Source organism: Spirosoma sp. 209, assembly GCF_002006735.1.
GTDB classification, from domain to species: Bacteria; Bacteroidota; Bacteroidia; order Cytophagales; family Spirosomataceae; genus Spirosoma; species Spirosoma sordidisoli.
In genome coordinates this window covers 1-26,342 of sequence record NZ_MVEC01000026.1, presented here as the reverse complement: position 1 = coordinate 26,342, position 26,342 = coordinate 1, and the positions used below count along the sequence as shown (strand labels likewise).

Here is a 26,342-nt window from a genome sequence, read left to right as displayed (position 1 = left end):
ACAGCACCAAACCATCCGGCCAAATAACCTGTACGGCCGGTGGTTTTCGTACATTTGACAACAATCGCGACTAACCCTAACCCGACGCTCTCGTTATGCGCTTTTTGCTCCTGCTTCTCTGCCCGGCTCTGGCACTGGCTCAGGCCCCCAAACCGTCGTTTTCCATTCAGGTCGTCGATAACCAGATCAATATCGGCTATGGCCTGGCCATCGGCGATGTCGATGGCGACCGGCAGGCCGATATCCTGCTGGCCGACCAGAAGCAGTTTGTCTGGTATAAAAACCCCGGTCAGAAAACCGGCACCTGGACGCGGCATGTGATGGCCGACAATCTCACTCCCCAGGATAACGTGTGTATTGCCGCCCGCGACCTCGACGGCGACGGCCGTGTCGAAGTAGCCGTTGGCGCAGGCTGGAACCCCGCCGAAACCAGCGACAGCACCAAATCAGGCGCCGTATTCTACCTCATACGCCCGCAGGACCCGACCCAACGCTGGGAAGCGGTCCGGCTGCCCCACGAGGTAACGACCCACCGGATGCGCTGGGCCAAAACCGGCAGCACGTACCAGCTTATCGTTGTGCCGCTGCACGGGCTGGGCAACCAGCAGGGCGAAGGTCGGGGCGTTCGGGTGTGGGGGTATGAATTTCCGAAAAATCCGCGCGGCCCCTGGAAACAGCACCTCGTCGACTCTACCCTGCACATGACCCACAACTTCGAAATCTGGGAAGACGGCCCCATAACCGGGCTTATTCTGGCGGGGAAGGAAGGGGGCAAAATCATGGAATGGCAGAACGGGCAGTGGCGGTATCAGCCTGAAGAAGCCGCCCGCAACGCCCTGCCGCTCGTCACTCACAATACCGACGGCATCGGCGAGATTCGGCGGTTCGATAAAGGAGCCGGTATCGCTACCATCCAGCCCATGCACGGTAACCTCATCCAGGTCGAGACGGGTTACTACTCGACCAAACGCCCCCGCGCCGACCTGTCAGACAAAGAGATCAACATCCTTACCGATGACCTCAGCCAGGGCCATGCGCTGGTGTGTGGTGATTTTTTAGGAACGGGTCGCGACCAGATCGTAGCGGGCTGGCGCAACCCCAACCCCGAAGGCAAAGTAGGACTACGGCTCTTTATTCCGCAGGAAACCAACAATTTGGCAGGCTACGTGCTCGACGACAGCGTTCGGATGGCCTGCGAAGACGTGCAGGCCGCCGACCTCGACAACGACGGCGACCTCGACCTGATTGCCTCGGGCCGCGCCACGCTGAATGTACTCATCTACTGGAACCAGCAGAAAAAATAAGCCCCTTTACCCGACCAGACTCTTATACAGTTTCCAGTACTCACCCGCCACACTCGGCCACGTAAACTGAGCCGCCCGTTTCCGCAACCGCTCCTGTCGCAGGGTGTTCTGCCCGAAATCGTGCAGCCCGTCGTGCAGGGTACGCGCCATAGTCTCCGGCTCGAAATCCTCGAAGTAGTAGGCTTCCTTACCGCCCACGTCGGGCAGACTGGTCAGGCTGGAGATAAACACCGGTTTGCCGAATGTCATGGCTTCGGCCACCGGCAGACCAAACCCCTCCGACAGCGACGGGAACAGAAAGGCCTCGCAATGGTCGTAGAGCCAGAGCTTGGTTGCTTCGTCGATGGCACCGGGCATCAGCAAGCGGTCGGCTACGCCCAGCTTCTGCGCCTGCTCGCGGATATGCTGAGCGTACGGATGCCCGTCTGGCCCGGCCAGCACCAGCCGGTAGTCCGGAAACGCTTCGAGCAAGGGCAAGAGGGTATGTACATTTTTCTTGGGATGCACAACCCCTACAAAAAAGAAGAATGGCGAGTCGGTAAACGATCGAATCGGCGAGTCGGCGGGCAGGTCGGCCGGGGTTCTGGACGGGTCGACGGCCACCCCTGTGTGCACCACCGGAAAGGGCAGCGCGTCGGGTACGCGGAGGTGCTCACGAACCACCTGCCCGGTATACTTCGACCCCGCCGTCAGCAGCGCAGCCCGGTCGATCTTGCGCTGGAGAGCAGCCAGGCGCCGGGCTTTTTTGGCGACCGAGTAGTCACTGCGCTCCAGAAAGTTCAGGTCGTAGATGGTCAGCATCAGCTTACCCTGGCCCGCGTGGGGCAGGTACGCTGAATCCTGGTGCAGGCAATGCCATACGTCGAACTGCCCCGATATCCAGACTTTCCGCATCCACCAGGCCTCTACGTACGACACCGAATCGCCGAATATACCTGATTGTCCTTTGGGCACTAAAAACGTGAGCTGCCAGTCGGCCGGGCGTTGGCGAACCAGCTCGTGACCCAGGTGCAGACAAACCTGGCCTAACCCGCTGTTCAGGTCGCGCAGGCGTTCAGCATCGATAAACAATGAAGGCATAGCGATTAGTCTAATTTCAGCAAAATTGGCAAATCTTGAACGATCTACACTGTCTGCCGCCGAATCTGCCCTGTGTCGGTCTGTCGAACGGGGTACGATCTGCCAGCTCTGTAAAATCATGTTGAGCATTCGGACCTACAAATACCGGTTCAGCCGTACTTTTGCAGCATGATTTTACAGAATGATTTGCTACTCCGCACCGCGCGGGGCGAGCTGACCGAGCGAGTACCGGTCTGGATGATGCGGCAGGCAGGACGCGTACTGGCCCAGTACCGGGCCGTTCGGGAGCGGGCGGGCAGTTTTATCACCCTGGCCAAAACGCCCGAGCTAGCCGCCGAGGTGACCATCCAGCCCGTCGATGCGTTCGAGGTCGACGCGGCCATCATCTTCTCCGATATTCTGGTTGTTCCCGAAGCAATGGGATTGCCCTACGAAATGATCGAAGCGCGCGGGCCCGTTTTTCCGCAAACGGTTCGATCGTCGGCCGACCTCAGCCGCCTGCACGTGGCCGATGCTGAAACCGATCTGGGGTACGTACTGGATGCCATCCGGCTCACTAAACGTGAGTTGAACGGCCGCGTACCACTCATCGGGTTTGCGGGGGCACCCTTTACGATCTTCTGCTACATGACCGAAGGGAAAGGGTCTAAAACCTTTTCTGTCGCCAAGAAGCTGCTGTATACCGACCCACACTTTGCGCATACGCTGCTGCGGCAAATCACCGACAGTACCATTGCCTACCTGAAAGCCCAGATCGGGGCTGGTGCTGACCTGATCCAGCTGTTCGATTCGTGGGCCGGGATTCTGTCGCCGGAGCAGTACCGCACCTTCTCGCTGCCGTATATCAAACAGATCTGCGACGCCATCACGGAGGTACCGGTTACGGTTTTTGCCAAGGGCGCTTTCTTTGCCCGGCACGAAATCGGCCAGCTCGACTGTCAGGTCGTCGGTCTCGACTGGAACATGGACCCCGCCGAATCGCGAACGCTGGTGCCCAACAAAGTGTTGCAGGGTAACCTCGACCCCTGCGTACTCTACGCCGATTTTGCGCAAATCCGGACAGAGGTGAAGCAGATGCTCGACGCGTTCGGCCATCAGCATTACATAGCTAACCTAGGGCACGGTATCTATCCCGATACCGACCCCGATAAGGCCCGCTGCTTCGTCGACGCCGTCAGGGAGCTGTCGGCCCAGCGCTGATACGATCACCAGCTACTAGTATCCAGCCAGCGGTCTGTTAACCAGTCGCTGGCGGTTTTTTTTGGGCTAATCCCGGGCGCTCATCTCGTGGCTCAGGCCCCTGCGACAGCCTGCTTGATGTGTTCCTGGATAGCAGATCATTTCCATGGCTGGCATCCGATTTATGATAGCCTGTCATAAAATATATTTTTTCTAAAAAATTTTATGCAATCGGTTTCAATGATCATTTTGTTCTGTATGTTTGCTAGAGATCAATTTATTGCAATAATCGCTTAGTTTATATAACCATATTGCTCGCATAGACACAGATGGCGCAATTAACTGGGTCTGTCTGCGTGTCATTCGTTAGCAATCGATTGCAACAAAATAGCTTACCCATGGTCTCCTGACGGAGATGATGGCCATACAGTGATCGACCAGCCTTACCCCTTTACGTACTGATTATCTATTCCTTAACTCAATTGTCGTATGAACCGAAAACCCTTTTCCCTGTTCGCTTCCGTCAGTGCTGCGCTGGCTATGTCGCTGGCCATCAGCTGTAGTGATCACATTCCTGCCCGGGACTACTCCATTCCCCCCATGCCTGCCTATGCGTCGCTGACCAGTAACCCCAAGCTTCCGGATCCGTTTCTGTTCATGAACGGCATGCGAATGACCAGCAAGGACGAATGGAAATACCGGCGCGCTGAACTAGCCGCTCTGGCGCAGGAATTTGAGTACGGCTACAAGCCTAATACGCCCTCCTCGGCCGTAACGGGGAGTTTTGCGGATAACCGCGTCACGGTCAGCGTTACCGATAATGGAAAAACGATCTCCTTCGTCTGTTCCATAACGTATCCAACCACGGGCAGTAAGCCTTATCCGGCCATCGTGGGTATTGGCGGGTCGAACCTCAACAATACGGCCCTGCTGAACATGGGCGTGGCTATTATTACCTTTCCCAACAACCAGGTGGCTCAGCAAACCAATGGCAGTTCGCGCGGCAAAGGGTTGTTCTTCGACATGTATGGCAGTGATCACTCGGCCTCGGCTACCATGGCCTGGGCGTGGGGCGTCAGTCGGTTGATCGATGCGCTGGAGAAAACCCCGGCCGCCAACATTGACCCGGCCCGCCTGGGTGTTACGGGCTGTTCGCGGAATGGCAAAGGTGCGTTAACCGTGGGTGCGTTCGATGAGCGCATTAAACTCACCATTCCCCAGGAACCCGGAGCCGGGGGGGCTGCCAGCTGGCGTATTTCCGATGCGCAGCTGGCGGGCGGCAAAACGGTGCAGACACTTTCGCAGATCGTCAACGAAAACGTGTGGTTCAGACAGAGCTTCTCGCAATTCAGCAAAACGTCCGACAAGCTTCCGTTCGATCAGCACAGCGTACTGGCGCTCTGCGCTCCGCGCGCCCTGCTCGTCATCGAAAACACGTCGATCGATTGGTTGAGTCCCGTCAGCTCCTGGAATACGGCGCATGCCGCACACAAGGTATGGCAGGCACTCGGCATTCCGGATCGGATGGGTTTTTCGCAGATCGGCGGGCATAACCACTGCGCTTTACCCGACTCGCAGTTGCCGGAGTTGCGGGCCTATGTCGAGAAGTTTCTGATCGGCACCGGTACGGGCAATACCAGCATTATGCGGACAGATGGCGGCTTTACCGTCGACGAAAGCACCTGGATCGACTGGACCGTACCGTCGTTAAACTAACTTACTGCATGACTCGCCATTGATTTGCCACTCCGGCCGGGCCGGAGAAAAGCCCGAATATGACGATTCAAGATTAATAAAGGGATGTCAGCACAGTCTGGCATCCCTTTATTGCATCCCAAATGGTTTGGGGTAGACGAGGCCCCTTCGCAACCATGTATTCGCCCCGCACGGGTGATAGGTCCCTAGCAACAGGCTTACCGCCAAACGGATCAGCCCCGGTCGGGGCGACATGTAGTAGGGGTCACCCTGTACATGTCGCCCCGACCGGGGCTGGATTGACTACCTAACCATTCGTCACTATAAACGTATCACTCCTGCCGGGCTGGGGTTACTGCTTCACGACTCGTCGTCGGAAGGTGACGTCTCCGACTTGCACCTCGATAAAGTAGACGCCCCCCGGCGAGCTGCGCAGGTCGAGCGACTGCTGGAAGAGATCGCCTGTTTTCTGATGCTTCTGTCGAAGCAGTTGCCCTCCGTTGAGGCCCCGTACCGATAAGGTCAGCGCCCCCCGCTGCGGCCCGCTCAGCGACACCATCATCAGCCCATCGCTGGGATTGGGCGTCACCATCAGCGCCTGATCTACCGTCGATGGCATGGCCGTTACGACCCCCGCCCTGACGTTTACGGTAACCACCGCCGAGGTGCTGCACAAATCCTGCCCGGTGGCCGATACCGTGTACGAGGTAGTTTGGCTGGGCGAAGCAATCACCTGCGGGCCCAGCGTCGTGTTCAGGCCCGTACCTGTCCAGCTGAAGACGCTGGCCCCGCGTGCGTTGAGGGTAACGGTTTCGCCGGGGTTGATGAACAGGGCCGACGAGGCTACCTGCACCGACGATTTCATGCCGATACGAGCCGTTACGTTATGCGCGACGTTCAGTCCGAGGCTATCGGCGTAGCGAAGCCAGTCGCCGTTGCGGTTCTGCCGCCAGGAAGTGGCGAAGGTCGACTGGCCGTTCTGCGTCGTTACCAGCGCTACGGTGTCGCCCGCTACGTAGGGCAGGGTGATGCCGATGTGGAAGGGCAACCCGCTGAGCGGCACATTTCGCTCGAAGGTTACGGTAGTGGGGCGGTTGTTGGCAACGTCGTTCAGGATGTCGCGCAGCGGCACGTCTTTCTGCTCCAGAATAGCGCCAGGCCCGTTCTGGAAGCCCCGACCGTTCCAGACCGTTACCGTAACGACCGATTCCGTGGCGGCTCCTCGGGCGGCTTTGGCAACCCCGAACCGCAGGGCGGCTCCGGCCAGATTGCTATAGCCCAGCTCGTTCTGGAAAAACTCCGACACCGCCTGCGTTCGCCGGCTGTTCTGCCCCGCCACGTAGCCGGTACCACCGGTTTCGCGCAACACCGTGGGCGTACCGTTAAAGTTGGTCAGCTCGGCGCACAGGCCCGAACTCAGAACTTCGATGTATTGCTCGCGGACAAGCGGCTCCGACGCCCCTACCGCATTCGTAACCCGCAGCGTAACCCGGAAACGGCCGGGCTGGCTGTAGGTTACCACGGGGTTCTGGTCAGTAGAGGTGGCTGGCGTGCCGCCCTCGAACGTCCACTCCCAGCGCGTCGGGAATCCTCCTGACAGATCGTTGAAGCGCACCTGCCCCCCCAGCAGCACCCGCTGGGCTTCGGCCCGGAAGTTGGGAATAGGCCGCGAGACAACCTGCGTGCCGCAGACGTTGGCCGTAATCAGGCTCACCCGACGCGGACTCACATCCATAACGGCCCGCATCCGGGCTTTCTGATCCAGGGTGAAAATGTTGAAGCAGCCATCGTCGGAGTAGTCCATGTAGTTCTGCACCATGTTGGTATTGCCGCAGCTGATCCGCCCAACCTGGCAACCCCGGCTTTCGGAAGCCTGCGGGGGCGTGTCGCCACAGAAGTCGTCGCCACAGTTGGCGTCGCCCCAGATGTGGCGCAGGCCCAGCCAGTGGCCGGTTTCGTGGGTGAGCGTCCGGCCCAGGTTGTAGGGTGCCTGCATAATCGGGAAGTTCCCTTTCTCAGAATTACCAAACGAACGGTAGGCAATAACGACCCCATCGGTACTGGCCGGCCCCTGCGACGGAATACCGGGCAGGCTCGACTGGCTCGGAAACTGCGCATAGCCCAGCAGCCGGTCGGCATTATCGAAATCGAGTACCCAGATGTTGTAATACTTGTTCGGGTCCCAGAAGGTACTGGGTTTCAGTACGCCCTCGATAGCATCGCGGTTCCAGGTGGCGCGGTTGCCGTTATAGCGGTCGATCCCGCGCTCGGCCATGGTACGGCCTTGCGGATCGACAGCGGCCAGACAGAACTCGATCTCGATGTCGGCCCCGACGGGGTTGTTGTTGAAACCCCGCGTATTGGGTTTCCGGCGAAAATCTTCGTTCAGGGTTTCGAGCTGAGCCTGCACCTGGGCGGCACTGATGTTGCGGCCGGTACCGACGGCTTCGCCATTATGGACAATATGAACGACTACCGGAATGGTAACGACCGGCGCTGCCACGCGCCCGGAAGCCATGTTGGCTTTCATGGTAACGATTTTCTTCTGCAACTCACGCTCGAAATCGTTCAGGCTCCCCAGCTCGGGGTATTTTTTCCGAAGCAGGCTATCCATCTGCATGGTGGCGCACTGCTCCGGGCTGGGCGGTAAGGTCTGGGCCATAGCGGCTCCCCATACCCCGGATAAAAGCAGTATAAACAGTAGTATTCGGATCATAGTCGTGCGGTTGAGTAGCCTTAGCGCGTGGTAACGGCGTTGAACGTAAATCGATAGCTGGCGTTGATATCCTGAATATTTTGCAGATAGATTTCAATGGTCAGCACATTGCCCGTCAGGTTTTTGATGGTATACGGCAGGCGCTGACCCGACAGAATAGGAAAGGCGAACTCCAGGGTGGCGCTGGCGTTGACGAGTGTCCACTGGTCGTCCAGAAAAATATCCGGGTCGTTGGCTCCGCATTTGCTGGCTCCTTCGCTAACCGCATACCGACGTCCTTCGTTGGCATAGAAGGTGTACAGATCGTCCGTCACGCAGGGGTCGAACTGGCCCTGCACCGGAATCACCTGCGATGAGTTACCGTCATCTAAAATCTGATAAGACACCAGCCGCCACGACTTCTGGGTCGTTCCGGTCAGCAGTTGCGTATACGTAAGCGGTTTGGGTTCGAGGGTTTCGGCGCAGCCTCCAAAAAGCCACATAGCCCCAACCGGTATAAGCAGAAAACGGAGTAGAGTTCGCATCACTGTGGTGTATAAGTCTGCGTGTAGGAAAGCGTTGTGTCGCGGTTGTTGGTGAGCCGCAGCTTGAACTGAAGATTCAGCGTGATCCGGCGGTCGCGCGGATTCCAGGCTCCGTTGCCGCGCAGCGTATCCGTTGAGCCCAGCTCGGCGTTCGTCTGTGCCGGTACCGTAATTGTATTATCGCCGTTATCGACGAACCGGAGCGTTGGTTTGATAGCGTCGAAATTAAAGAACGGAATACCGATGTTCCAGTTGCTCAGGATGTACTGTTTGCAGTCGGTACTGGAAATGTCGATGTTCTGATACGTGAAATTCTGATTTCCAACGCGACTCGTTCCGGTGTAGGTGCCGCCGAACAGGCAGTCGTCGTTGATGGTAAACCGCATCGACCGGCCCAGCGCCCCGCTCGGAGCCAGCCCCACCCGCAGCGACGCCGGACTGACCCCCGTCAGCGTAAACGTCAGCGACTGCGACTCCAGAATGTTATTGGCATTGTTGATCAGCCTGATGTTGATCTGCCCGAAGCTCTTATTGGCCGGGATAACCACGATGCCCTTTTCGCCCTGGATGGCGTAGTCGCGGCCTTCGCGGGCGGTGCCGCTAACAGTGTAGTTGATCCGGATGGCTTCTGTCAGTACCGGCCCTACATTATGCACCCGAATTGGAACAATCTGGTTATAGCTTTCCCGGAAGGTCAGCGTTGTATCGGTAAAGCGCACAAAATACGGCCCTGCAAACGTTCGGTCGAGATCCTGCTCCTCGCAGCCGATAGCCGCCCAGCCCAGAACTACCGCCATCAGTAGCCCTCCCCAGCCGAAGCGAATGTGTTTATTAGTGGTAAAAAGCTTCATAATTCGAGTGTCTGTGTCTGCTATTTCCTGGCCTTTGGCCTTTTTCTCTTTGCTGTAATCTGCGCCAGCGCCAACCGGTTAATAGCCGGGGTTCTGCTTACCGGCCAGCGCGGGGTTTTGCTGTATCTCCGACTGCGGAATGGGCCATAGCTCAAACCGGCTGGTCCAGTTGGGCGAGAATGCCGACATGACGGCCTGCGCCCGCCCGGTCCGAACCAGATCATACCACCGGTGCCCTTCAAAAGCCAGTTCATAGACCCGCTCGCGTTCTACGGCCAGCACCACATCGGCCTGGGCGGTCAAAGCAATGGCAGGCGCGTTGGCGCGGGTTCGCAGTACGTTCAGATCAGCTACGGCACCGGCAGCCCCCGTAATTTTACCCTGCTGCGCGCGCGCTTCGGCCCGGATCAGGTACATCTCGGCCAGCCGCATCAGTACAATGTTGTTGTTATCTTCCGAAGCGGTACCGTATTTCCGAACGCTCCAGCCGTTATCGCTGCCGCGCAGGTTCTGTACGTTAAAACCAATGGTTTCCCGACGGGTACCGGCTTCGGTGGAGACCAGGGTCGTGATGAGCTGGTTCGAGGGAATCACTTCCCGACGACCCACCAGCAGGTTATTCAGACTGGTAGCCGTTGTTCCCGGATCGTCGGACAGCGAGTAGCCCACTTCCAGAATCGACTCACGGGTAAAGTCCTTGAGCACCACATCGGAATAATTGGTTTCGAGTGCGTAGATCCCGGAGGCAATGACCTGACCGGCCAGCGTTTCGGCCTGGGCCCAGTTACGCTGATACAGATAAAACCGGGCCAGAGCCGCCTGGCAGGTGGCTTTGTTCAGGTAAGTTGCATTGGTCGTGACATTAGTCGACCCGGCGGCAACGGCAGGCAGGTCAGCCAGCGCAGCCTGATAGTCGGCCAGGACCGAGGCCAGGATCGTGGCCCGGGCGGTGCGGCCAATATTCCGGTTCGCGGCCTGGTTGGTAGAGGTTACCTGCGGAATATCCCCGTAGGTATAGGTACCGATGAAGTTGGCCCAGGCACGCATGAAATGGGCTTCGGCCAGCACCTGCTTCCGCGTCGACTCGGGCACTCCCGCTACGCCAGGCAGCGTTTCCAGGATGAAATTGGCTACGTAGATGGTCCGGTAGAGAGCGCCCCACAAGGTATTGACAACGCTATTGGCCGCCGTAATCTGTTTGTTACCAAACTCGCGGTTGTCGGTAAAGGTACCGTTGAACTGGATGTAATCAGCCGTAAAGTCACCAGCAATGATGGTTGAAGCCGCTGTGCCGCGCAGGGCATTGTACATACCCAGCCGGACCGGCTGTACGTCGTTAGGTTCATTCAGGACCAGTTCATCGACCAGCAGATCGACCGGATCGGGCTCCAGCACGGTCTGGCAGGAAGCCAGGCTTACCAGCAGCAGTACCGTTATGTACCGAACAGAACGCATAAGAAGTGCAGAATGAATCATAGTGTCGAGTCGATGCGGTTAAAAGACGATGGATAAACCGCCCAGTATGGTTTTTACCTGTGGGAGTGTAAAGAAGTCGATCCCCTGCGAGACCGTCGACCCATCGAGTGTGCTCACTTCCGGATCGGGACCGCTATACCGTGTCAGGGTATAGAGGTTAGTAGCCGACGCGTAGAATCTGACGCTGGTCATGCCGTAGCGGGTAACCCACTGGCGGGGCAGGTTGTAGCCTACGGTCAGGTTTTTAATCCGCACAAACGAACCGTCTTCCAGGAAACGGCTGCTGTGGTAGTTGTTATAGCTGTTGCCCAACTCATAGCGTGGTACACTGGTTATATCGCCTTCCTTGCGCCAGCGCTGCAGGGCCTTGCGCGTCTGGTTGTTCTCGATGTCGGCACCCGCGTTCAGCAGGGTTGTATTGGAGAAGTTCAGAATGCTGTTTCCATACGATCCCTGCAGGAGCACGCTCAGTTCGATCCCTTTCCAGCTCACCCGGTTGGTGAAGCCGCCGGTCAGCTTGGGTTGGGCGTTACCGATCACCTGCCCATCTTCGGGGCTGATACGACCGTCACCATTTTTATCGTCGTAGATCGCATTCCCCGTGGCCGGGTCGACGCCCAGGAACTTCAGCCCCCAGAAGGTTCCCAGCGGCTGACCCGGCAGAATGACGTTGGTACGGCTAACGCCGTCGGCTGTGTAGCCTCTGAAGATGGGTTCGTTACTGACCAGTTCAACCACTTTATTCTGGTTGTGCGACAGGTTCAGGTCGGTGCTCCAGCGGATACCGCCCCGGTCGATGTTGACCGTCGATATCGTCAGCTCGACACCCCGGTTGCCTACTTTCCCGATGTTGCCCTGTACGGAACCAAAGCCGGTCGTGAGCGGAATGGGTTGTGCAAAGAGCAGGTTATCTGTCAGGTTATCATAAGCATCGACTGTTACGCTGAGCCGACCGTTCAGGAACGAGGCATCGAACCCGATATTGGCTTCGCGGGTGCGCTCCCACTGCAGGAGCGGATTAACCAGTGCCGACGGGCCAACCCCGGTAGAGCCGCTGTAAGTGACCGAAGCCCAGGTGCCCAGAAACTGAAAATCGCCGATGCGTTCATTACCGGTAAAGCCGTAGCTGGCCCGCAGTTTCAGATCGTTCAGGAAACGGAACCGCTGCATGAACGGCTCGCTGGATAAACGCCAGGCTACCGAGGCCGACGGAAACACCCCAAATTGACGATCCTTACCGAAGCGTGACGAGCCATCGTAACGGGCCGTAATCGTAGCCAGATACTTCTCATCGTAGTCGTACCGGACCTCGCCAAAGGTCGAGATCAGCCCGCTGTTGAGCAGGTACGAGTCGCCCTGGTCAACAACGCCGGCCGAGCGGATATAAGTAAAATCGTCGCTCGGGAACAGCCGCCCCTGCACGTTATTGCTGCGCTGCTGCCGACTCAGCACCTCAAACCCGGCCAGGGTACTGAACCGGTGTTTTCCGGGCAGCTGGAAGTTATAGGCCAGCGTATTGGTACTGATCAGGGTAGCAAGGGTCGTATTGCTGAAGTCGCCATAGCCCTGACCGCCAACGCTTTCCAGAAATCCGCCGATAGCAGTCGATGAGGGCTCGAAGTTGTCTTCGGTGATGTTGTTATAATCTACGCTGGCCTTAGTGCGGAAGCGCAGGTTCGGAATAATTTCATACTCGCCGTAAACTCCCCCCAGAAACTTGGCGGTGTAGCTGACAAACCGGGGCAAAACGGCCTGGCCAACCGGGTTGAAGTTAGGAAACCCGGCGTAGTTGGGATCGTTGGGCCCGTACAGGCGCCCCTGCTCGTTGTAGGGCGCGTAATACGGCAGGCTCTTGATGGCTCCCGAGTACACGCCATCCAGAAAGTTGTCGCCTTTTACCCGTTTGTTCTTCGCGTACGAAGCGGTGATGTTGGCTCCGAACGAGAGCTTGGAAGTCGCTTTCTGATCAAACTTGAACTGGGCCGTATAGCGGGTAAAGCCATTGTTCAGCTGAACGCCCTGCTCGTCGCGGTAGCTACCGCTGAGGTAAAACTGGGTTTTGTCGTTACCGCCCTGGGCCGATAGCTGGTACTGCTGATAAACGCCCCGGCGCAACACCTCATCGACCCAGTCGGTATTGACACCGTCCGTCACGCCTTTGATGAGCCCCCGCTGGTCGGGGTCCTGGCCGGCATTGGTAACCGCTTCGCGCTGGAGTTCGAGCAGTTCGGTAGCGTTCAGCATATCGGGTCGGCGGATGATCTCCGTCAGGCCCCGCTGGACATCGGCCGTAAAGGTCGTTTTCTGGCCCGACCGCCCCCGTTTGGTGGTGACCAGTACCACCCCATTAGCCGCCCGCGAGCCGTAAATGGCCTTGGCCGACGCGTCTTTCAGCACCTCGATGCTTTCAATATCGTTCGGGTTAAAGAGCGCAAAGGCGTTATCCTGCTGCCCGCCGAAGTCGCGGCCGGTGAGGTTACCATCTTCTACCGGTACGCCATCGACGATAAACAGCGGCCGGTTACTGGCCGAAATGGACGTATTGCCCCGCACCCGCACGGTTAACCCACCTCCGGGCGTACCCGACGATTGGGTCACCTGCACACCAGCCGCCTGCCCCTGCAGGGCCTGGTCGAAGCTGGCAACCGGAATGTTTTTGAATTTATCAGGCGAGACGGAGGTAACCGAGCCGGTAATGTCCTTTCGCTGGGTAGTATTATAGCCCGTCACAACCACCTGAGCCAGTTCGTTGACGGTCTCTTTCATGACCACGTTCACCACGGTCCGGTTGCCAGCATTGATCTCCTGCGACACCAGACCGATAGACGTGAAGAGCAGGACCGTATTGGCGCCCGGTACGGTCAGGCTGTAATTACCGCTGGCATCGGTACTGATTCCGGTCGTTGTTCCTTTAACCACTACGTTTACCCCCGGTACGGGCTGCCCGTCCTGCTCGGAGGTAACCCGCCCCGAAATCCGTAGCCCCTGCGCCAGTAACTGAACCGGTGCCAGCAGTAGTAAAATCCCCCAAAATAATCGGTAATTGTTCCTCATAGAACAGGTTAGGGTTGAGTAATCCAGTACGCCATCCGTTTTTGCCATCTCGTGCGGAGGCAAACGGGCGCGTAATATGGACAATTTAGCGTAATACCAACGAACAAAAGTATCTTTACTGTATAAAAATTTGGCCGTTAGCCCGGCGGAACCAACAAAATAATGTGCTCTTTACAAACGCCACATTATACACATGCTACTCAGGCGATTTGTCTTCTTTCCGATCCTATTGGTGTGGGTGCTGGGGCTTACTGCACCGGCACGATGCATTGCAGCCGCCGGGCCCATCACGGTATATGTATTTTTGAATACTGAATGCCCCATTAGTCAGCAATACGCACGCCGGCTCACAACGTTGCACCGGCAGTACGACCGGGCTGCCGTCCGGTTCGTAGCCCTGTTTCCGCTACGCACCGACTCGCCCGGCCTGATCCGGCATTTCTGTGCTACGTACCACCTTTCTCTGGAAGCCAGGCCCGACCCGGGTGCCCGACTGGCCCACCAGTTTCGCACTGCCGTAACTCCCGAAGTAGTCGTGGTCGACCCTGGCGGGCGCATTCGGTATCAGGGGGCTATTGATGACTGGTACGTAGCACTCGGGAAACACCGGCCTGATGCTACGCAGCCATACCTGCGTGATGCCCTAGACGCTGTACTGGCCGGTAAGGCGGTAGCTCTGCCCAGAACGGAAGCGGTAGGCTGCCTGATCGAATAGTACTGCCAACTACCGGATGTAGTAGAATACCAGGTTCATCATTTCGTCGGTGGAGTTCCAGCCGTAGCCGACGGTTCGGGCAGGCCGGTTTGGATTGAGCGGGTTCTGATCGGTATTATCATACTGCGCTTCGGCCAGGATAACTGTGCCTTTCGGCAAGGTCAGGGCCTGCCGAAAAAAATAGGTCAGCTGCCAGTTATAGTCCCAGGCCGGTATCTGTATCAGGTTGATAGCATCGCCATCGGGCGTGATGGCAAACGCTTTCACCGACTGGCCCAGTCGGTGCATATGTGGCATGACCGATAACAGCCGGATACTGTCGGGCAGCGGTCCGAACTTCATATAAAAAACAGGTTTTGTATTGGCCGCGAGCCGGAATGGCTGGTTTGTTACGTCATTTTCGGTCAGGCTGAGGGTTCGTACGACCCGGTCGACGGGCTGTCGGGCCAGATACAGACGAACTTCCGACTGATCCGTCTCTTCTTTAGCCGAGGGCGCGTAATGAATGTTGAGAATAAGATCGCTACTGGCCCGTATCCGCTTGGCAGCACCAGCTGGAAACGTGACTCGGTCATTACCGGGTACCCACCCGTACAGAAACTCATCAGCCAGGGGCGTCCGCTGAAACTCGCGTAGTTTAGGGTCCGCTTCGGCAATTCCATTGATGGCGCTCATTGTACCGGTCGAGTCGACCATCAGTCTGCTGTGGTGCACTAGCTTCCGGTTGCCCGGCACGAATTCGATGGCCTCTACCCATATGTCCCGCGTGAGGTTCATAGGCACATGAAAATACCGAAAATCTTCCTGCCCATCGCCCCGAACTAGGTATGGTTTCATACGAAACACCAGGTCTGGCTGGCGGGCTGTAGCCGCCAGGGAAGCAGCCTCTTTCGGGCGGCTGGCCGCTGCTGGGGTTTCTCCTTTTTTCATACCGCCCCGCACCCAGGCCTGAATAGTTTCTATTTCGGCGTCAGATAACCCGCGTTCGTTGGCGTAATGCTGAAACTGCCGGTCGGCCGGAAATGGGGGCATGTAGCGCGTTCGGGTTACGCTGGCTATGAACTTACCTCGCTTGGCCACATCGTCGTAAGTAAGCAGGCGAAACGGCCCTACCCCACCCGTATGATGACAGGGGGTAGTACAGTTTCGTATAATGATCGGCTGCACATCGGTCAGGAACGTAGGTACCTGAGCCAGTCCTGTGCCCTTAATGCCAATCAGTATTAGCCAGCAGTATAGCGTACGCATCGTCCGAAGATAAATAAAAAGCAGCAGACCCATCGCTGAGCCTGCTGCTTTAAGCATGTTCGAATGCCAGTTAACGAACGGTGAAGCTCAGTCGGCAGTTCGCGTTGGCCTGAGAAACAGGAGTCGGATCGAGGCAGATGCTGTCCTCGTTCCATACCCTAAAGACAAGCCCATCGCTAGTCGTCAGCTCCCAGGTTACAAGGAAAGCGTCGGCATTAGCTACCGTTTTGCCTCCTACAACCAGGGGCCCCTGCAGGCGGGCGCCCGCCGGACGAGGCCGGGCTGGGTTTTCGAAGACTTTAACAGCGTTGACTTTATCATACTTCACCGTAGCATCTTTGTACAGGTTGTAGATTTCAGCGGGCGTGATCGAGAAGTTGTTCCACTGACGGTTGGCCGCCGGCGCATCAATCGTTTTGACAACCCGGCCACCACCGCCTAATGCTACCGTTTTGGGGTTACCATCGGGATCCGTGTAGGACTCGATCATGTCGACCTTGATAGCTATTTTACTAACTGTCAACTTATTATCGAGAGACACCCAGCGGATCTTGAAATCGATCTTTGAGTTATCCTGCCCGGTGAGCGGGAAGTTTCTGGCATTGGCGGCAATGTTGGCTTTGCCCGCTTCGGCAACACCATCAAAAACGCCCCAACCGTGTACGCCTGGCTCCCAGGGCTTATTTGGATCAAGTGACTCATCGCGGCAGCTGAGCAGTAGCGTGATAGCTGCCATAAACGAGTATGTAAAGAGTTTTTTCATTGCTATTCTTAGTTTGTCGATCGGCTGAACCTCGCCAGATCATTGGTTTCGAGGTTCAGCTGATCATAATCTTAATTAAAATTCCCACTTCACTTTCACCTTGTCCCAGAAGACAGGATCGCGGTCAAAAACAACGTCAGTGATGTATTTTGATGCGTTCGGGTTAAGCGCGCCCTCCGACTGCGGATAGGGTAACCGCAGTGCGTATTGACGGGGAGGCTTCGAGATAGGAGCCTGAATACCGACAGACAGCTGTCTGAACTGGCTTTGGATGGGGTAACCGGTCCGGCGCTGGAAATTCCAGATGTCCATCCCCTGCCCCCATGAGCAGAACCAGATCTGCTTGGCTACTACGTTCAGCTTCGCCTGATTGGTCGTTGCTGCATCGTACAGGTCTAACCACGATTTCACGTACGCATCTACCTCGGCGGTAGCAGGTGTTTTGGCTTTGCTCGGGTCCGACTTAAGCCCCTGCGCAACCACCACGGCGATATGCTCACGCATCGCGGCCTCAAACAGCGCGCGGGCGTCGCCGGTGACGCCGGTTCCATCGAGGATGGCTTCAACCTGGTAAAACTTGGTATTCCAGCTGTTAATAATAGGCCACTGCCCGTTACCACCATAGTTCAGGGCAGCCTGCCCGGTCAGCGCTACAGCCGCCGTACTACGGTCTGAATACACGCCACCAGCGGGGTAGGTACCGGGCGCAGTCCGCAGAGGACCATCAGCCGCAGCACCCGACACGTCGGCCCGGTCACGGCCGAAGTAGCCGGCAATGTAGGCCAGGTCGGCGGCCGGAATAGCACCGGTGATGTTAAACGCTCTCCTGTATTCTGACAGGAACGATTCACGCAGGGGCAGATATGACCCGCCGAAGGGCGTAGTGCCGCGGTCGGTTGGGTTGTTCTGATCCAGGATCCGCGATGTTTGCCGGTAGAAATAAAAAGGCAGACGCGGGTCTTTGTTCAGAATCATTTCACCCATCAACTGGTGGTTGATATAGGTAGGGTCACCCTGACCGGCGTACGTAAAGTACCAGGGGTGGCGGTTATCGACCGGCGAAACCTGGGTTGAGTACAGATAAGTCCAGTTCTGAGCCGGGGTCGTAATATACCCACCGGCATCGAACGCGGCTTTCAGTTCGGCATTGCCGTTAGCCCGCCCTTTGCGGGACGTCAGCAACAAACGTAGCTTAACGGTTCGGGCAATCCGGGTCCAGGTAGCAGCATTGCCCGAGCCCATATAGTCGCCACCAACGGCCACAGGCTGCGGCTTGGCCAGTTCGACAATTGCCTGATCACACAGTTTCAGGAGATCTTCGTATATATCGGCATCCTTATCGAACTTGGGCGTCTTGTTAGGCTCGGCGCTGTTTCCTTTCCAGGCCTCTGTATACGGCATATCGCCGAACATATCCACATAGTTACCCACCGAATAGGCTTTCAGTACCAGCGCGATGCCGCGATAACGGGGGTTTTTGCCATCTTCGGTAGCACGCAGCATCTCCTCGATGCTTTGCAGACTCTGGTAGGCGGCATTCCAGGTACCCTGAAAGCTGGTGTTGCTCAGGTTATACGAGTCGTTAGAACTCCAGAGACCCGCAAAACCCATGGCGCTTCCATTCACCGCATTAAACGCATTGATAGCTGCATTTTCAGCTACAGGCATAAGCAGGGCTAGCGAACCCGATGCAGGACGGTTAGGATCTTTGTTAATATCCAGTTCGGTCATGCTACAGGAACTGGCCACACTGATGATCCCGGCCAGTGTTAGTGTCCTGAATACATTCTTATAGTTTGTCATGTACTTCTCTGAGTAATAGTTGATCATCGAGCTGAAACGCCGGGTAATTGGCGTTTCAGCTCAGAGTTAGAATGATGCGTTGAGGTTGATGCCAAAACGACGGGTAGATGGGGAAGCGCCCAGATCGAAGCCCTGAATGTTTGAGTCAGCGAAGTTCGACAGTACCTCAGGATCGAAGTTGAGCCCTTTCAGCATATTGGGCGCGTAGAACCACAGGTTACGGCCCGATGCCGAGATCCGTAGGCTACCCAGTACCTTAGCATACCGCTGCAGGAAGGCCTTGGGTACGCTGTAGCCCAGCGAAATCTCCCGTAACCGGACCACAGAGGCATCGTAGATATTGACCTCGTCGGCACCGTAAGCACCGTATCCGTCGGTGAAGTGATACTGGAAAGCAGACATGGCAATGGTATTTTTGATGGGCTTGCCATCATCACCCACCAGTGGCTTATACGTAGCCGGGTCACCCAGCACGCCCGGAATTACCCGCATTCCTTCGCGATCTTCCGAATTTTTCAACTGACCACGGAGCAGAAGCGAAGCCGCTGTACTTGAGAACAGGCTACCGCCAGCTTTGTAGTCGGTCAATACGCTCAACGTGAAGTTTTTGAAATTCACCGTGTTTGTCCAGCCGATGGTGTAGTTGGTATTGGGATCACCAATGATGGCTGACTTGGCCGCGCGGATCGGCAGACCGGTCGATGGGTTGATCAGCAGGTTTCCGCTTTCATCACGGGCATTGACCGAACCGATGATCTGTCCGTATGGCAGGCCATTCCGGAAAATTGTTCCCAACGACGAGAGACCGGTACCGCCGATGAAAATTTCACCACCCGGACCCGCATCTTCTACCAGTGAGCGAATGCGTGTGTAAGCAGCAAACGACGTCCAGGTAAACCCGCTGGCGGTCCGAATGGGCACGAGCGTAAGGCCAATTTCCCACCCTTTGTTGGAGATTCTACCGGCGTTCGTGATCTCCGTAGAGAAACCCGTTGCGCGGGGCAACTCACGGGTTACGATCAGGTCGGTCGACACCCGGTCGAAGTGAGCGACGTCGATACCGATCCGGTTGTTAAAAAATTGCAATTCAGCGCCCAACTCAACTTCAGCCGTAAACTCAGGCTTCAGGGCAATATTGTTCAGCTGGCTGGGTAAGCCCGCTACCGAGATGGCGGTACCGTTATAGAACGTACGGCCCAGGTTGTAGGCAGTAAACACCTGATACGGATCAGCATCTTTACCTACTTTAGCATAGTTAGCCCGGATTTTACCAAAATTCAGAATGTTTTTGGGCAGGTTTAGTACGTCAGTGAAGACGAACGAGCCCGACACGGCCGGGTAATAATAGCTGTTATTACCGGCAGGCAGCGTTGACGAATGGTCTTTCCGTACCGATGCCGTTACGAACAGGTAATTGTTATAACCCAGCGTTAATTCACTGAAAATACCGTACAGACGACGTTGAGACCGGTAATCGGCAGCTGTTTGGTTCAGCGTACCGCCAATGGTCAACACGTTAGGATCGATAACCGGCGCACCCGCAATACCCGATTCACTGTAGGTGCGCTGGTTGGGGTTGAAACCAAGCAACAGCTTGGCATTGAAACGCTCCGAAAAGTCGTGCTGCGCCGTAGCCAGGAAGGTAAAGTCCGTCTCTGTTCTGGTCAGATCCTGTCTCAAAACCGATCCCAGTGGCACGAACGTACCGCCAGGGCGAATCACGTTTTTGCGGGTTTCAGAGTAGGTGTTGATACCACCCCGGGCAGTCAGGTTCAGCCAGGGAGCTACATCGTAGCTCAGGGTCATGTTTCCATATATCCGGTTCACGCCTGAGTTGTAGAGGTTGTATTTAGCCGTCCAGAGCGGGTTATCCAGTGCGCGGTAAAATACGTTTGATCCATCGACCGGGTTCTCAAACGGATAGCCGCTCAGATTGTAGTTACGGGGCAGGTAGAACAACCGGCCGTAGATAGAGCCAGCAGAAGCCAGTCCACCATAATCAGCGTAATAACCGGCTCCCGACTGTGGGCTCTGCTGGTTGGTGTTCGTGTAGGCCACACTACCCGCTATGTTGATATTGTTGTTCAGCGTAGCGTTACCACCAAAGCTAAGCGTGGTACGATCGGTAGATGAGTTAGGGATGATCCCTTCGTTCTTCATCCGCGATACCGACGCGTTCAGCGACGTTTTGTCGCCCGTCGACGTGATCTGAATGCCGTTTTCCAGTACTTTACCCTGCCGGAAAAAGCCGCCGATAATGTCATACGGCACCAGTGGAACGGCGATACCCCGACCATTGGCCTGCAGCAATTCCGGGAAGGCGGTCTGATACCGCGCAGCGCCGTACGGAACCGTAGCATCGACCAGTGGGTGCGGAATGGTGCCGGCCGGATAGTCCGGATCAATTACTTTAGAATACCGTTCAAAACCCAGCGCAGCATTGACCCGGTCTACTTCGGCTGGGAAAACCGTTCCCCAGTTTCCGATAAAACCACCGTTGTAGGTCTGGTTGGAGCCCTGCGTGTAGGTGTTTTGATAATCAGGGATGGTCGATACGTTCTCTACAGAATAAGACGTGTTAAAGTTAACTTCCAATCCTTTACGGGCTGATTTGCTCCCCGATTTGGTGGTGATCACGATAACCCCGTTGGCCGCACGCGAGCCATACAGAGCCGACGCAGCAGCGCCTTTCAACACCGTCATCGTCTCGATGTTGTTTGGGTCGATATCATACGCCCGGTTGGTAGAAACGGTGTTCTGGTTGTACCCCTGGTTTCCGTTTACCGAGTTGTCGAACGGAATCCCGTCTACAACGAACAAAGGCTGGTTGTTACCCGTAAATGAGTTGTTACCCCGAATCGTGATACGAGTACCCGCTCCAGGTGCTCCGTTACCAGCCGTAATGTTTACGCCCGGAACCTTACCCGATAAAGCGCGCAACGGATCCGGCTCGGAACGCTGCTGGAGCAGATCGCCCTTTACGTTGGTGACCGCGTAGGCCAGCGCTTTTTTGTCGCGCTGCTGACCAAGTGCGGTTACCACCACTTCGCCCAACTGTTTGGCGTCGTTAGCCAACTTGACATCGATCACCGACCGGTTCCCGATTTCAACTTCCTGCGAAGCTGAGCCTACAAAACTGAAGACCAGTTTCGTGGCTTTGTCCGGTACAGTGATCGAGTAAGCACCGCTGGCGTCGGTGTTCGCGCCACGCGTGGTGCCCTTAACCACTACCGACACCCCGGGCATTAACGAGCCATCTTCGGCAGCCGTTACCTTACCCGTAATGGTTCGCTCCTGCGCCCATACAGGAACGCAGAGTGAGCATACTAACAGCAAGCCCACAAGTAAAATTCTACTCATACTTGATTTAAGTTAGGTTAAGAAAACACTGTAGTTATTACAAAAGTAATAAAGCTGATTTATCGGGCAAATTCTTTGTCTAATATATTTTAAACAATCTTTTATTCTGACTTAAGACAAATAGATAGAATATTATTCTAAAAGCCATCTTTCTACTACTTAGTAATTAATACTCTATTTACTATTTATCAATACATTAAAATAACTTATTTAGTAAGTATGCTTAAGTATCTTTCTAAAAGAACTTGGAAAAGTTAAACTACGCCAACTGACTCAGAGGGTTTTGCCAATTGCCCGATTAGCAGTTGTGTCCTATTTCCGCATCTCTTGCCTTATTGAATCGGCCAGAAAAGCAACATGCCGGAACATGTGTCCCGGCATGGCAGAAATAAGTTTGTCCAGTAAACTGATTGGCTTTATATCGATTCGTTGTTCATGGGTTGCGAGAGGGCTTTATCGATAAAGCCAGCCATGGAACGTGCGTGCTGATAACCGATCCGGAATAATTCGCGCGCTTTGCTGACATCGGTGGGACTGTAGCCAGCCAGATCAGCCGGCTCAATCAGCACCTGACAGCGGTTGAACTTCTCCCTGGTTTTGCTTTGTACCGCCAGAATCAGGCTACGCTCAATGACCCCCCGCATGGACCGGATCGGCTTGGCCAGCCCAAACGGGTTCGTATGCGATGCAATCACCAGGTCAACCTTGTGTTCGATTACTTCAACGGGCAGGTTGTTGAGTACGCCCCCGTCTACATACTGCCGCTTATTGATCAGTAGTGGTTCGAAGATACCCGGCAGACAACAGGACGCCAGCACGGGTCGGATCAGCTCGCCCTGATCGAAAACAACCTGCTCACCTTCATTGAGGTCAACCGCCACTACGTGCAGCGGTATCTGCAGCCCTTCGAATGAATCATGCGGTATGTACTTCTTATATAAGTCGACGGCCGTATCGATGCGGAGCAACCCCATACGGTTCCAGGCCGGACGCAGATGCCGCACGAACGACGACGATTCAATAATTTTCAGGCTCTCGTCCGGCGTGTAGCCGTTCGCCAGTAACGCCCCGGCAATAGCTCCCGCGCTGGTACCCGCAATCTGATCGAAGCGAATACCCATTTCCTGCAAGGCTTTGATTACACCCAGATGGGCAATGCCACGGGCGCCCCCGCCCGATAAAACCAAACCGATTTTCATACTGTCTGACGTATTGGTCAGATAACGGTACGTACGGACATTTGGTTTGTGTCGCTCCTGTCCGCCAGCAGACTTACAACCAGTCGGCCAGCCGCCCCTTGTCTTTCACCCGAATGCCCTTCTCGGTCCGCTCAACGGTGGCCGCTTCGCAATAGGGATCGTGATCGAAAACGAGGAGCCAGTCTTCGTCGACAGCGCGCTCGAGGAAGGTCGTTTTCTCATCCATGGTCAGCAACGGGCGCACGTCGTAACCCATCACGTACGGAACCGGCACGTGGGAAGTCGACGGAATCAGATCGGCGCAGAACAGCAGGGTTTTGCCGGCTGTCTTTAGCCGGGGCATCAGCATTTTCTCGGTATGGCCGTCGACGTATAGCAGTTCGATGCCCGGAATTCCCAGCTCGCTCTGATCCGAAAAGCGGAGCTGGCCGCTTTCGTGCAGCGGCATGATGTTTTCCTGGAGGTAGGTAGCCCGCTCACGGGGGTTAGGCTGCATAGCCCATTGCCACTGGCCACTATGGCTCCAGTAGGTGGCCCTCGGAAAGGTCGGCTCCAGGCGGGTGCGGCCCGTATCGGCCCAGCGAACGGCTCCGCCCGCATGGTCGAAATGCAGATGCGTCAGCAGGACGTCGGTCACCTCGCTCAGTGCGTAGCCGGCTTGCTCAACAGCCTGCACGAGTGTTTTGCCGTTGGGCAGGTCATAGAAGCCGAAAAATTTGGCATCCTGCTTATCTCCTACCCCGGTATCGACCAGCACCAGCCGGGGTTTGCCGCTGGCATCGGTCGTTTCGATGAGCAGGTTACGCAGTGCCCAGTCGCAGAGATTTCGGTCGTCGGCCGGATTGGTGCGCTGCCAGAGGGTTTTCGGGACAACGCCGAACATAGCGCCCCCATCGAGTTTGAAGGGGCCGGTATCGAGGGTATGAATGATCATCAACGTAAGGGTAAGCAATGGAACAAAGGTAAAGCGCGTCAGGAGTATTTATATATTTATAGCCTCCGTCTGGCTCACCTATACCGATTATGGTCTGTACCTACACCTTATGGTCTATACCTACACCGAACCGAAAACGAATGGCGTTCTACAGCTGATCTGCCGGGAGAAAGGTTTCGGCCGCCACTTTTTCAGCGACCGACTGGGTAACCGGCATCCTCAACGCCTGCTGACCATTGCCTGGAATACGGGGGGAGCGCAACCGGTCACGATCGATGGAGTGACATATGCGTTTCCGGCGCAGACGGTGTTACCGCTCATGGTCAATCAGTCGTTCGGGTTTGCCAATCCCGACGCGGTCGTTGCCTGGCAGTTCGACCGGGATTTCTACTGCATCGTTGACCACGACAAAGAAGTCTCGTGCGTAGGCTTTTTGTTCTATGGCGCCCGGAATCCGCTCTTCCTGCAGCTTAGTCCAGCCGAGCAACGCAAATTCGAAGCGCTGCTGATGGTATTCGACGACGAGTTTTCGACCCGCGATACCATTCAGGGCGAAATGCTGCGGATGTTGCTGAAGCGGCTGATCATTAAGCTGACGCGGCTGGCTAAAGAGCAGTACCTGAATCCTGACTTATCCGAAGCCGACCTTAACCTGGTGCGCCGGTTCAACCTGCTCGTTGAGAACCAGTACCGCAGCCTGCATACCGTAAGCGCATACGCCGACCTGCTGAACAAATCGCCCAAAACCCTGGCCAATCTGTTTGCCCTCTACAATCAGCAAAGTCCGCTGCAAATTATTCATGAGCGCATTGCGCTGGAGGCCAAACGGCTGCTGCTCTATACCGATAAGTCGACCAAGGAAATTGCCTTCGAGCTGGGCTTCGATGAAGTGTCGCATTTCAGTCGGTTCTTCAAAAAACAGACCGGTCAGCCACCATCGACGTTCAAAAAACTGGGAATACACGGCCTGGCAGCTTCTGCTGGCTAACCATCGGGAAGAATTGATAACAGAGCGGGAAATACATCCATTTTCGGGTGGCTTCACTGGCTGCACCTTTGTCTTGTCAATTCACCATAACACAACACGACAATGGCAACGTTTCACGTACCAACCCGCGACCAGGTCTCGGCCCAGAACCAGCAACTCTTCGACAACCTGCAAAAAGGATTAGGCTTTGTACCGAACCTGTACGCCACGTTCGGCCTGTCTGACAATGGCCTGGGGGCTTACCTGGCCTTTCAGCAAAGCCAGATCAAGGGTGTTTTCAAAGCCAAAGAGCGGGAGGCTATCAACCTCGTGGTCTCTCAGGCCAATAACTGCGTCTACTGCCAGGCAGCCCATACCGCGCTGGGCAAACTGAACGGGTTCTCCGACGAGCAGATGCTGCAGCTACGGGCGGGCCATGCCGACTTCGACCCCAAACTCGATGCGCTGGTAAAACTGGCTAAAGCCATCACCGAAACGAAAGGTCATCCCGACAACCAGCTGATCGACCAGTTTGTAGCAGCCGGTTATGCGCAGAGCGCCCTGGTGGATCTGCTGCTGCTCATTGGTGATAAAATCATCTCAAACTACCTCCACAGCATCACCCAGATTCCCGTCGATTTTCCGGCCGCGCCCGCTTTGACTACCGAAGCCGTAACCGCCTGATTGATGGCCGGTCGGTCGTAGCGGAATCGGTACCTATTTTGTTTGCGTACGTACCGGCAAACCGGTAGCTTACATACCCGAATCTGCCTTTGTCATGAAACGCATCGTTCATAAACACCCGCTGGCCATCCGCTGGTTTCACTGGATTAACTTCCCGGTCCTGTTCGTCATGATCTGGAGCGGCCTGCTCATTTACTGGGCCTATGACCCGTACAAAATCGTGCTGGGCGACTGGACACTGATCTCCTTCTTTCCGGACGGATTTTATAAAGCACTGGGATTATCGCGCCGACTGGCCGAGGGTATGGCGTGGCACTTCGTGTTCATGTGGCTCTTCCTGCTCAACGGGTTGCTGTACGTAGGCTATACGATTGTATCGGGCGAGTGGCGCCACCTGGTCCCGAACCGTCACTCCTTTCGGGAAGCCATTCAGGTTACGGCCTATGATCTGGGCCTACGTAAAACCCAGCCGCCCTTCGTCAAATATAACGGTGCGCAGAAGATTGCGTACTTCTCGATCATGATCATGGGCGCCGGGTCTGTTCTGACAGGATATGCCATTTACAAGCCGACGCAGTTTTACTGGCTCACGGCCCTGTCGGGGGGCTACGAAACCGCCCGGCTGATTCACTTTGCGCTGACGGTCGGGTACGTGCTGTTTTTTGTGGTGCATATTGCGCAGGTGATCCGGGCGGGCTGGACCAACTTTCAGAGTATGATTACGGGTTTCGAATTACAAAAACCCGACGACCCTGGACAGCCGCTTCGGCCGGCCCCCGAGCCCCAACCC

The 26,342-nt window shown here is 56.0% G+C and carries 19 protein-coding genes; 7 read left to right on the top strand and 12 right to left on the bottom strand.

What is annotated here, in order from left to right; translation table 11 throughout:
• The first annotated feature begins 95 nt into the window (after positions 1–95).
• Entirely contained in the window at positions 96–1,304 is a 1,209-nt protein-coding gene (locus B1C80_RS27095; RefSeq protein ID WP_077924340.1) for a VCBS repeat-containing protein, read from the top strand.
• Positions 1,305–1,310: 6 nt separating this feature from the next.
• Here B1C80_RS27095 and B1C80_RS27090 read toward each other — a convergent pair whose 3' ends face one another.
• Positions 1,311–2,384, bottom strand: a complete 1,074-nt coding sequence (locus B1C80_RS27090; RefSeq protein WP_077924339.1) for a glycosyltransferase family 1 protein — start codon at positions 2,382–2,384, stop codon at positions 1,311–1,313.
• 168 nt (positions 2,385–2,552) lie between these two features.
• Here B1C80_RS27090 and hemE point away from each other — a divergent pair, with 168 nt between their 5' ends.
• Together hemE and B1C80_RS27080 are read left to right on the top strand one after the other, a co-directional pair.
• A complete protein-coding gene (hemE, locus tag B1C80_RS27085) occupies positions 2,553–3,584 on the top strand; it encodes a uroporphyrinogen decarboxylase (RefSeq protein WP_077924338.1) in 1,032 nt (343 codons plus the stop codon).
• Between the two features lie 468 nt (positions 3,585–4,052).
• The gene (locus B1C80_RS27080; protein ID WP_077924337.1) at positions 4,053–5,279 is read left to right on the top strand and encodes a dockerin-like protein; all 1,227 of its coding nucleotides are present in this window, start codon (positions 4,053–4,055) and stop codon (positions 5,277–5,279) included.
• A 331-nt stretch (positions 5,280–5,610) separates the two neighbouring features.
• Here the strand turns inward: B1C80_RS27080 and B1C80_RS27075 are convergent, their stop codons facing one another.
• The 5 genes from B1C80_RS27075 to B1C80_RS27055 form a co-directional block, all read right to left on the bottom strand.
• On the bottom strand, positions 5,611–7,974 hold the full coding sequence (locus B1C80_RS27075; protein ID WP_077924336.1) for a M43 family zinc metalloprotease: 2,364 nt from the start codon (positions 7,972–7,974) through the stop codon (positions 5,611–5,613).
• A 20-nt stretch (positions 7,975–7,994) separates the two neighbouring features.
• Positions 7,995–8,498, bottom strand: coding sequence for a hypothetical protein (locus B1C80_RS27070; RefSeq protein ID WP_077924335.1), 504 nt, complete (start codon positions 8,496–8,498; stop codon positions 7,995–7,997).
• The gene (locus B1C80_RS27065) at positions 8,498–9,349 is read right to left on the bottom strand and encodes a hypothetical protein (protein ID WP_077924334.1); all 852 of its coding nucleotides are present in this window, start codon (positions 9,347–9,349) and stop codon (positions 8,498–8,500) included. The genes B1C80_RS27070 and B1C80_RS27065 overlap by 1 nt, the downstream gene beginning before the upstream one ends.
• A gap of 78 nt (positions 9,350–9,427) precedes the next feature.
• Entirely contained in the window at positions 9,428–10,825 is a 1,398-nt protein-coding gene (locus tag B1C80_RS27060; protein WP_236648949.1) for a RagB/SusD family nutrient uptake outer membrane protein, read from the bottom strand.
• An 18-nt stretch (positions 10,826–10,843) separates the two neighbouring features.
• Positions 10,844–13,879, bottom strand: coding sequence for a TonB-dependent receptor (locus tag B1C80_RS27055; protein WP_077924352.1), 3,036 nt, complete (start codon positions 13,877–13,879; stop codon positions 10,844–10,846).
• Positions 13,880–14,072: 193 nt separating this feature from the next.
• On the opposite strand from B1C80_RS27055, the gene B1C80_RS27050 reads away from it, so the two are divergent.
• Positions 14,073–14,594 carry a redoxin domain-containing protein gene (locus B1C80_RS27050; protein ID WP_129602679.1) on the top strand — a complete coding sequence of 174 codons (522 nt, stop codon included), beginning with the start codon at positions 14,073–14,075 and terminating at the stop codon, positions 14,592–14,594.
• Positions 14,595–14,603: 9 nt separating this feature from the next.
• On the opposite strand, the gene B1C80_RS27045 is transcribed toward B1C80_RS27050, so the two are convergent.
• The 6 genes from B1C80_RS27045 to B1C80_RS27020 form a co-directional block, all read right to left on the bottom strand.
• Positions 14,604–15,842, bottom strand: a complete 1,239-nt coding sequence (locus tag B1C80_RS27045; RefSeq protein WP_077924351.1) for a hypothetical protein — start codon at positions 15,840–15,842, stop codon at positions 14,604–14,606.
• Positions 15,843–15,912: 70 nt separating this feature from the next.
• Positions 15,913–16,605, bottom strand: a complete 693-nt coding sequence (locus B1C80_RS27040; RefSeq protein ID WP_077924331.1) for a hypothetical protein — start codon at positions 16,603–16,605, stop codon at positions 15,913–15,915.
• 75 nt (positions 16,606–16,680) lie between these two features.
• Entirely contained in the window at positions 16,681–18,408 is a 1,728-nt protein-coding gene (locus B1C80_RS27035) for a SusD/RagB family nutrient-binding outer membrane lipoprotein (RefSeq protein WP_077924350.1), read from the bottom strand.
• Between the two features lie 66 nt (positions 18,409–18,474).
• Complete coding sequence (locus B1C80_RS27030) at positions 18,475–21,768, bottom strand: SusC/RagA family TonB-linked outer membrane protein (protein ID WP_077924330.1); 3,294 nt, start codon at positions 21,766–21,768, stop codon at positions 18,475–18,477.
• A gap of 416 nt (positions 21,769–22,184) precedes the next feature.
• Entirely contained in the window at positions 22,185–22,967 is a 783-nt protein-coding gene (locus tag B1C80_RS27025) for a patatin-like phospholipase family protein (protein ID WP_077924329.1), read from the bottom strand.
• Between the two features lie 73 nt (positions 22,968–23,040).
• Positions 23,041–23,901 carry an MBL fold metallo-hydrolase gene (locus tag B1C80_RS27020; protein WP_077924328.1) on the bottom strand — a complete coding sequence of 287 codons (861 nt, stop codon included), beginning with the start codon at positions 23,899–23,901 and terminating at the stop codon, positions 23,041–23,043.
• Between B1C80_RS27020 and B1C80_RS27015 the strand changes: the two genes are divergently transcribed.
• From B1C80_RS27015 to B1C80_RS27005, 3 genes are all read left to right on the top strand, one after another.
• Positions 23,894–24,889, top strand: a complete 996-nt coding sequence (locus B1C80_RS27015; RefSeq protein ID WP_236648948.1) for an AraC family transcriptional regulator — start codon at positions 23,894–23,896, stop codon at positions 24,887–24,889. The two genes, B1C80_RS27020 and B1C80_RS27015, sit on opposite strands and share 8 nt — an antisense overlap.
• 102 nt (positions 24,890–24,991) lie before the next feature.
• On the top strand, positions 24,992–25,552 hold the full coding sequence (locus B1C80_RS27010; RefSeq protein WP_077924327.1) for a carboxymuconolactone decarboxylase family protein: 561 nt from the start codon (positions 24,992–24,994) through the stop codon (positions 25,550–25,552).
• A gap of 94 nt (positions 25,553–25,646) precedes the next feature.
• Positions 25,647–26,342, top strand: a 696-nt coding sequence (locus tag B1C80_RS27005) for a cytochrome b/b6 domain-containing protein (RefSeq protein ID WP_139361755.1), incomplete at its 3' end; no start/stop codon positions are given.

Coding starts and splice junctions, on each gene's coding strand:
- B1C80_RS27095 (WP_077924340.1), top strand. CDS start 96: ATGCGCTTTTTGCTCCTGCTTCTCTGCCCGGCTCTGGCACTGGCTCAG.
- B1C80_RS27090 (WP_077924339.1), bottom strand. CDS start 2,384: ATGCCTTCATTGTTTATCGATGCTGAACGCCTGCGCGACCTGAACAGC.
- hemE (WP_077924338.1), top strand. CDS start 2,553: ATGATTTTACAGAATGATTTGCTACTCCGCACCGCGCGGGGCGAGCTG.
- B1C80_RS27080 (WP_077924337.1), top strand. CDS start 4,053: ATGAACCGAAAACCCTTTTCCCTGTTCGCTTCCGTCAGTGCTGCGCTG.
- B1C80_RS27075 (WP_077924336.1), bottom strand. CDS start 7,974: ATGATCCGAATACTACTGTTTATACTGCTTTTATCCGGGGTATGGGGA.
- B1C80_RS27070 (WP_077924335.1), bottom strand. CDS start 8,498: ATGCGAACTCTACTCCGTTTTCTGCTTATACCGGTTGGGGCTATGTGG.
- B1C80_RS27065 (WP_077924334.1), bottom strand. CDS start 9,349: ATGAAGCTTTTTACCACTAATAAACACATTCGCTTCGGCTGGGGAGGG.
- B1C80_RS27060 (WP_236648949.1), bottom strand. CDS start 10,825: ATGATTCATTCTGCACTTCTTATGCGTTCTGTTCGGTACATAACGGTA.
- B1C80_RS27055 (WP_077924352.1), bottom strand. CDS start 13,879: ATGAGGAACAATTACCGATTATTTTGGGGGATTTTACTACTGCTGGCA.
- B1C80_RS27050 (WP_129602679.1), top strand. CDS start 14,073: ATGCTACTCAGGCGATTTGTCTTCTTTCCGATCCTATTGGTGTGGGTG.
- B1C80_RS27045 (WP_077924351.1), bottom strand. CDS start 15,842: ATGCGTACGCTATACTGCTGGCTAATACTGATTGGCATTAAGGGCACA.
- B1C80_RS27040 (WP_077924331.1), bottom strand. CDS start 16,605: ATGAAAAAACTCTTTACATACTCGTTTATGGCAGCTATCACGCTACTG.
- B1C80_RS27035 (WP_077924350.1), bottom strand. CDS start 18,408: ATGACAAACTATAAGAATGTATTCAGGACACTAACACTGGCCGGGATC.
- B1C80_RS27030 (WP_077924330.1), bottom strand. CDS start 21,768: ATGAGTAGAATTTTACTTGTGGGCTTGCTGTTAGTATGCTCACTCTGC.
- B1C80_RS27025 (WP_077924329.1), bottom strand. CDS start 22,967: ATGAAAATCGGTTTGGTTTTATCGGGCGGGGGCGCCCGTGGCATTGCC.
- B1C80_RS27015 (WP_236648948.1), top strand. CDS start 23,894: ATGATCATCAACGTAAGGGTAAGCAATGGAACAAAGGTAAAGCGCGTC.
- B1C80_RS27020 (WP_077924328.1), bottom strand. CDS start 23,901: ATGATCATTCATACCCTCGATACCGGCCCCTTCAAACTCGATGGGGGC.
- B1C80_RS27010 (WP_077924327.1), top strand. CDS start 24,992: ATGGCAACGTTTCACGTACCAACCCGCGACCAGGTCTCGGCCCAGAAC.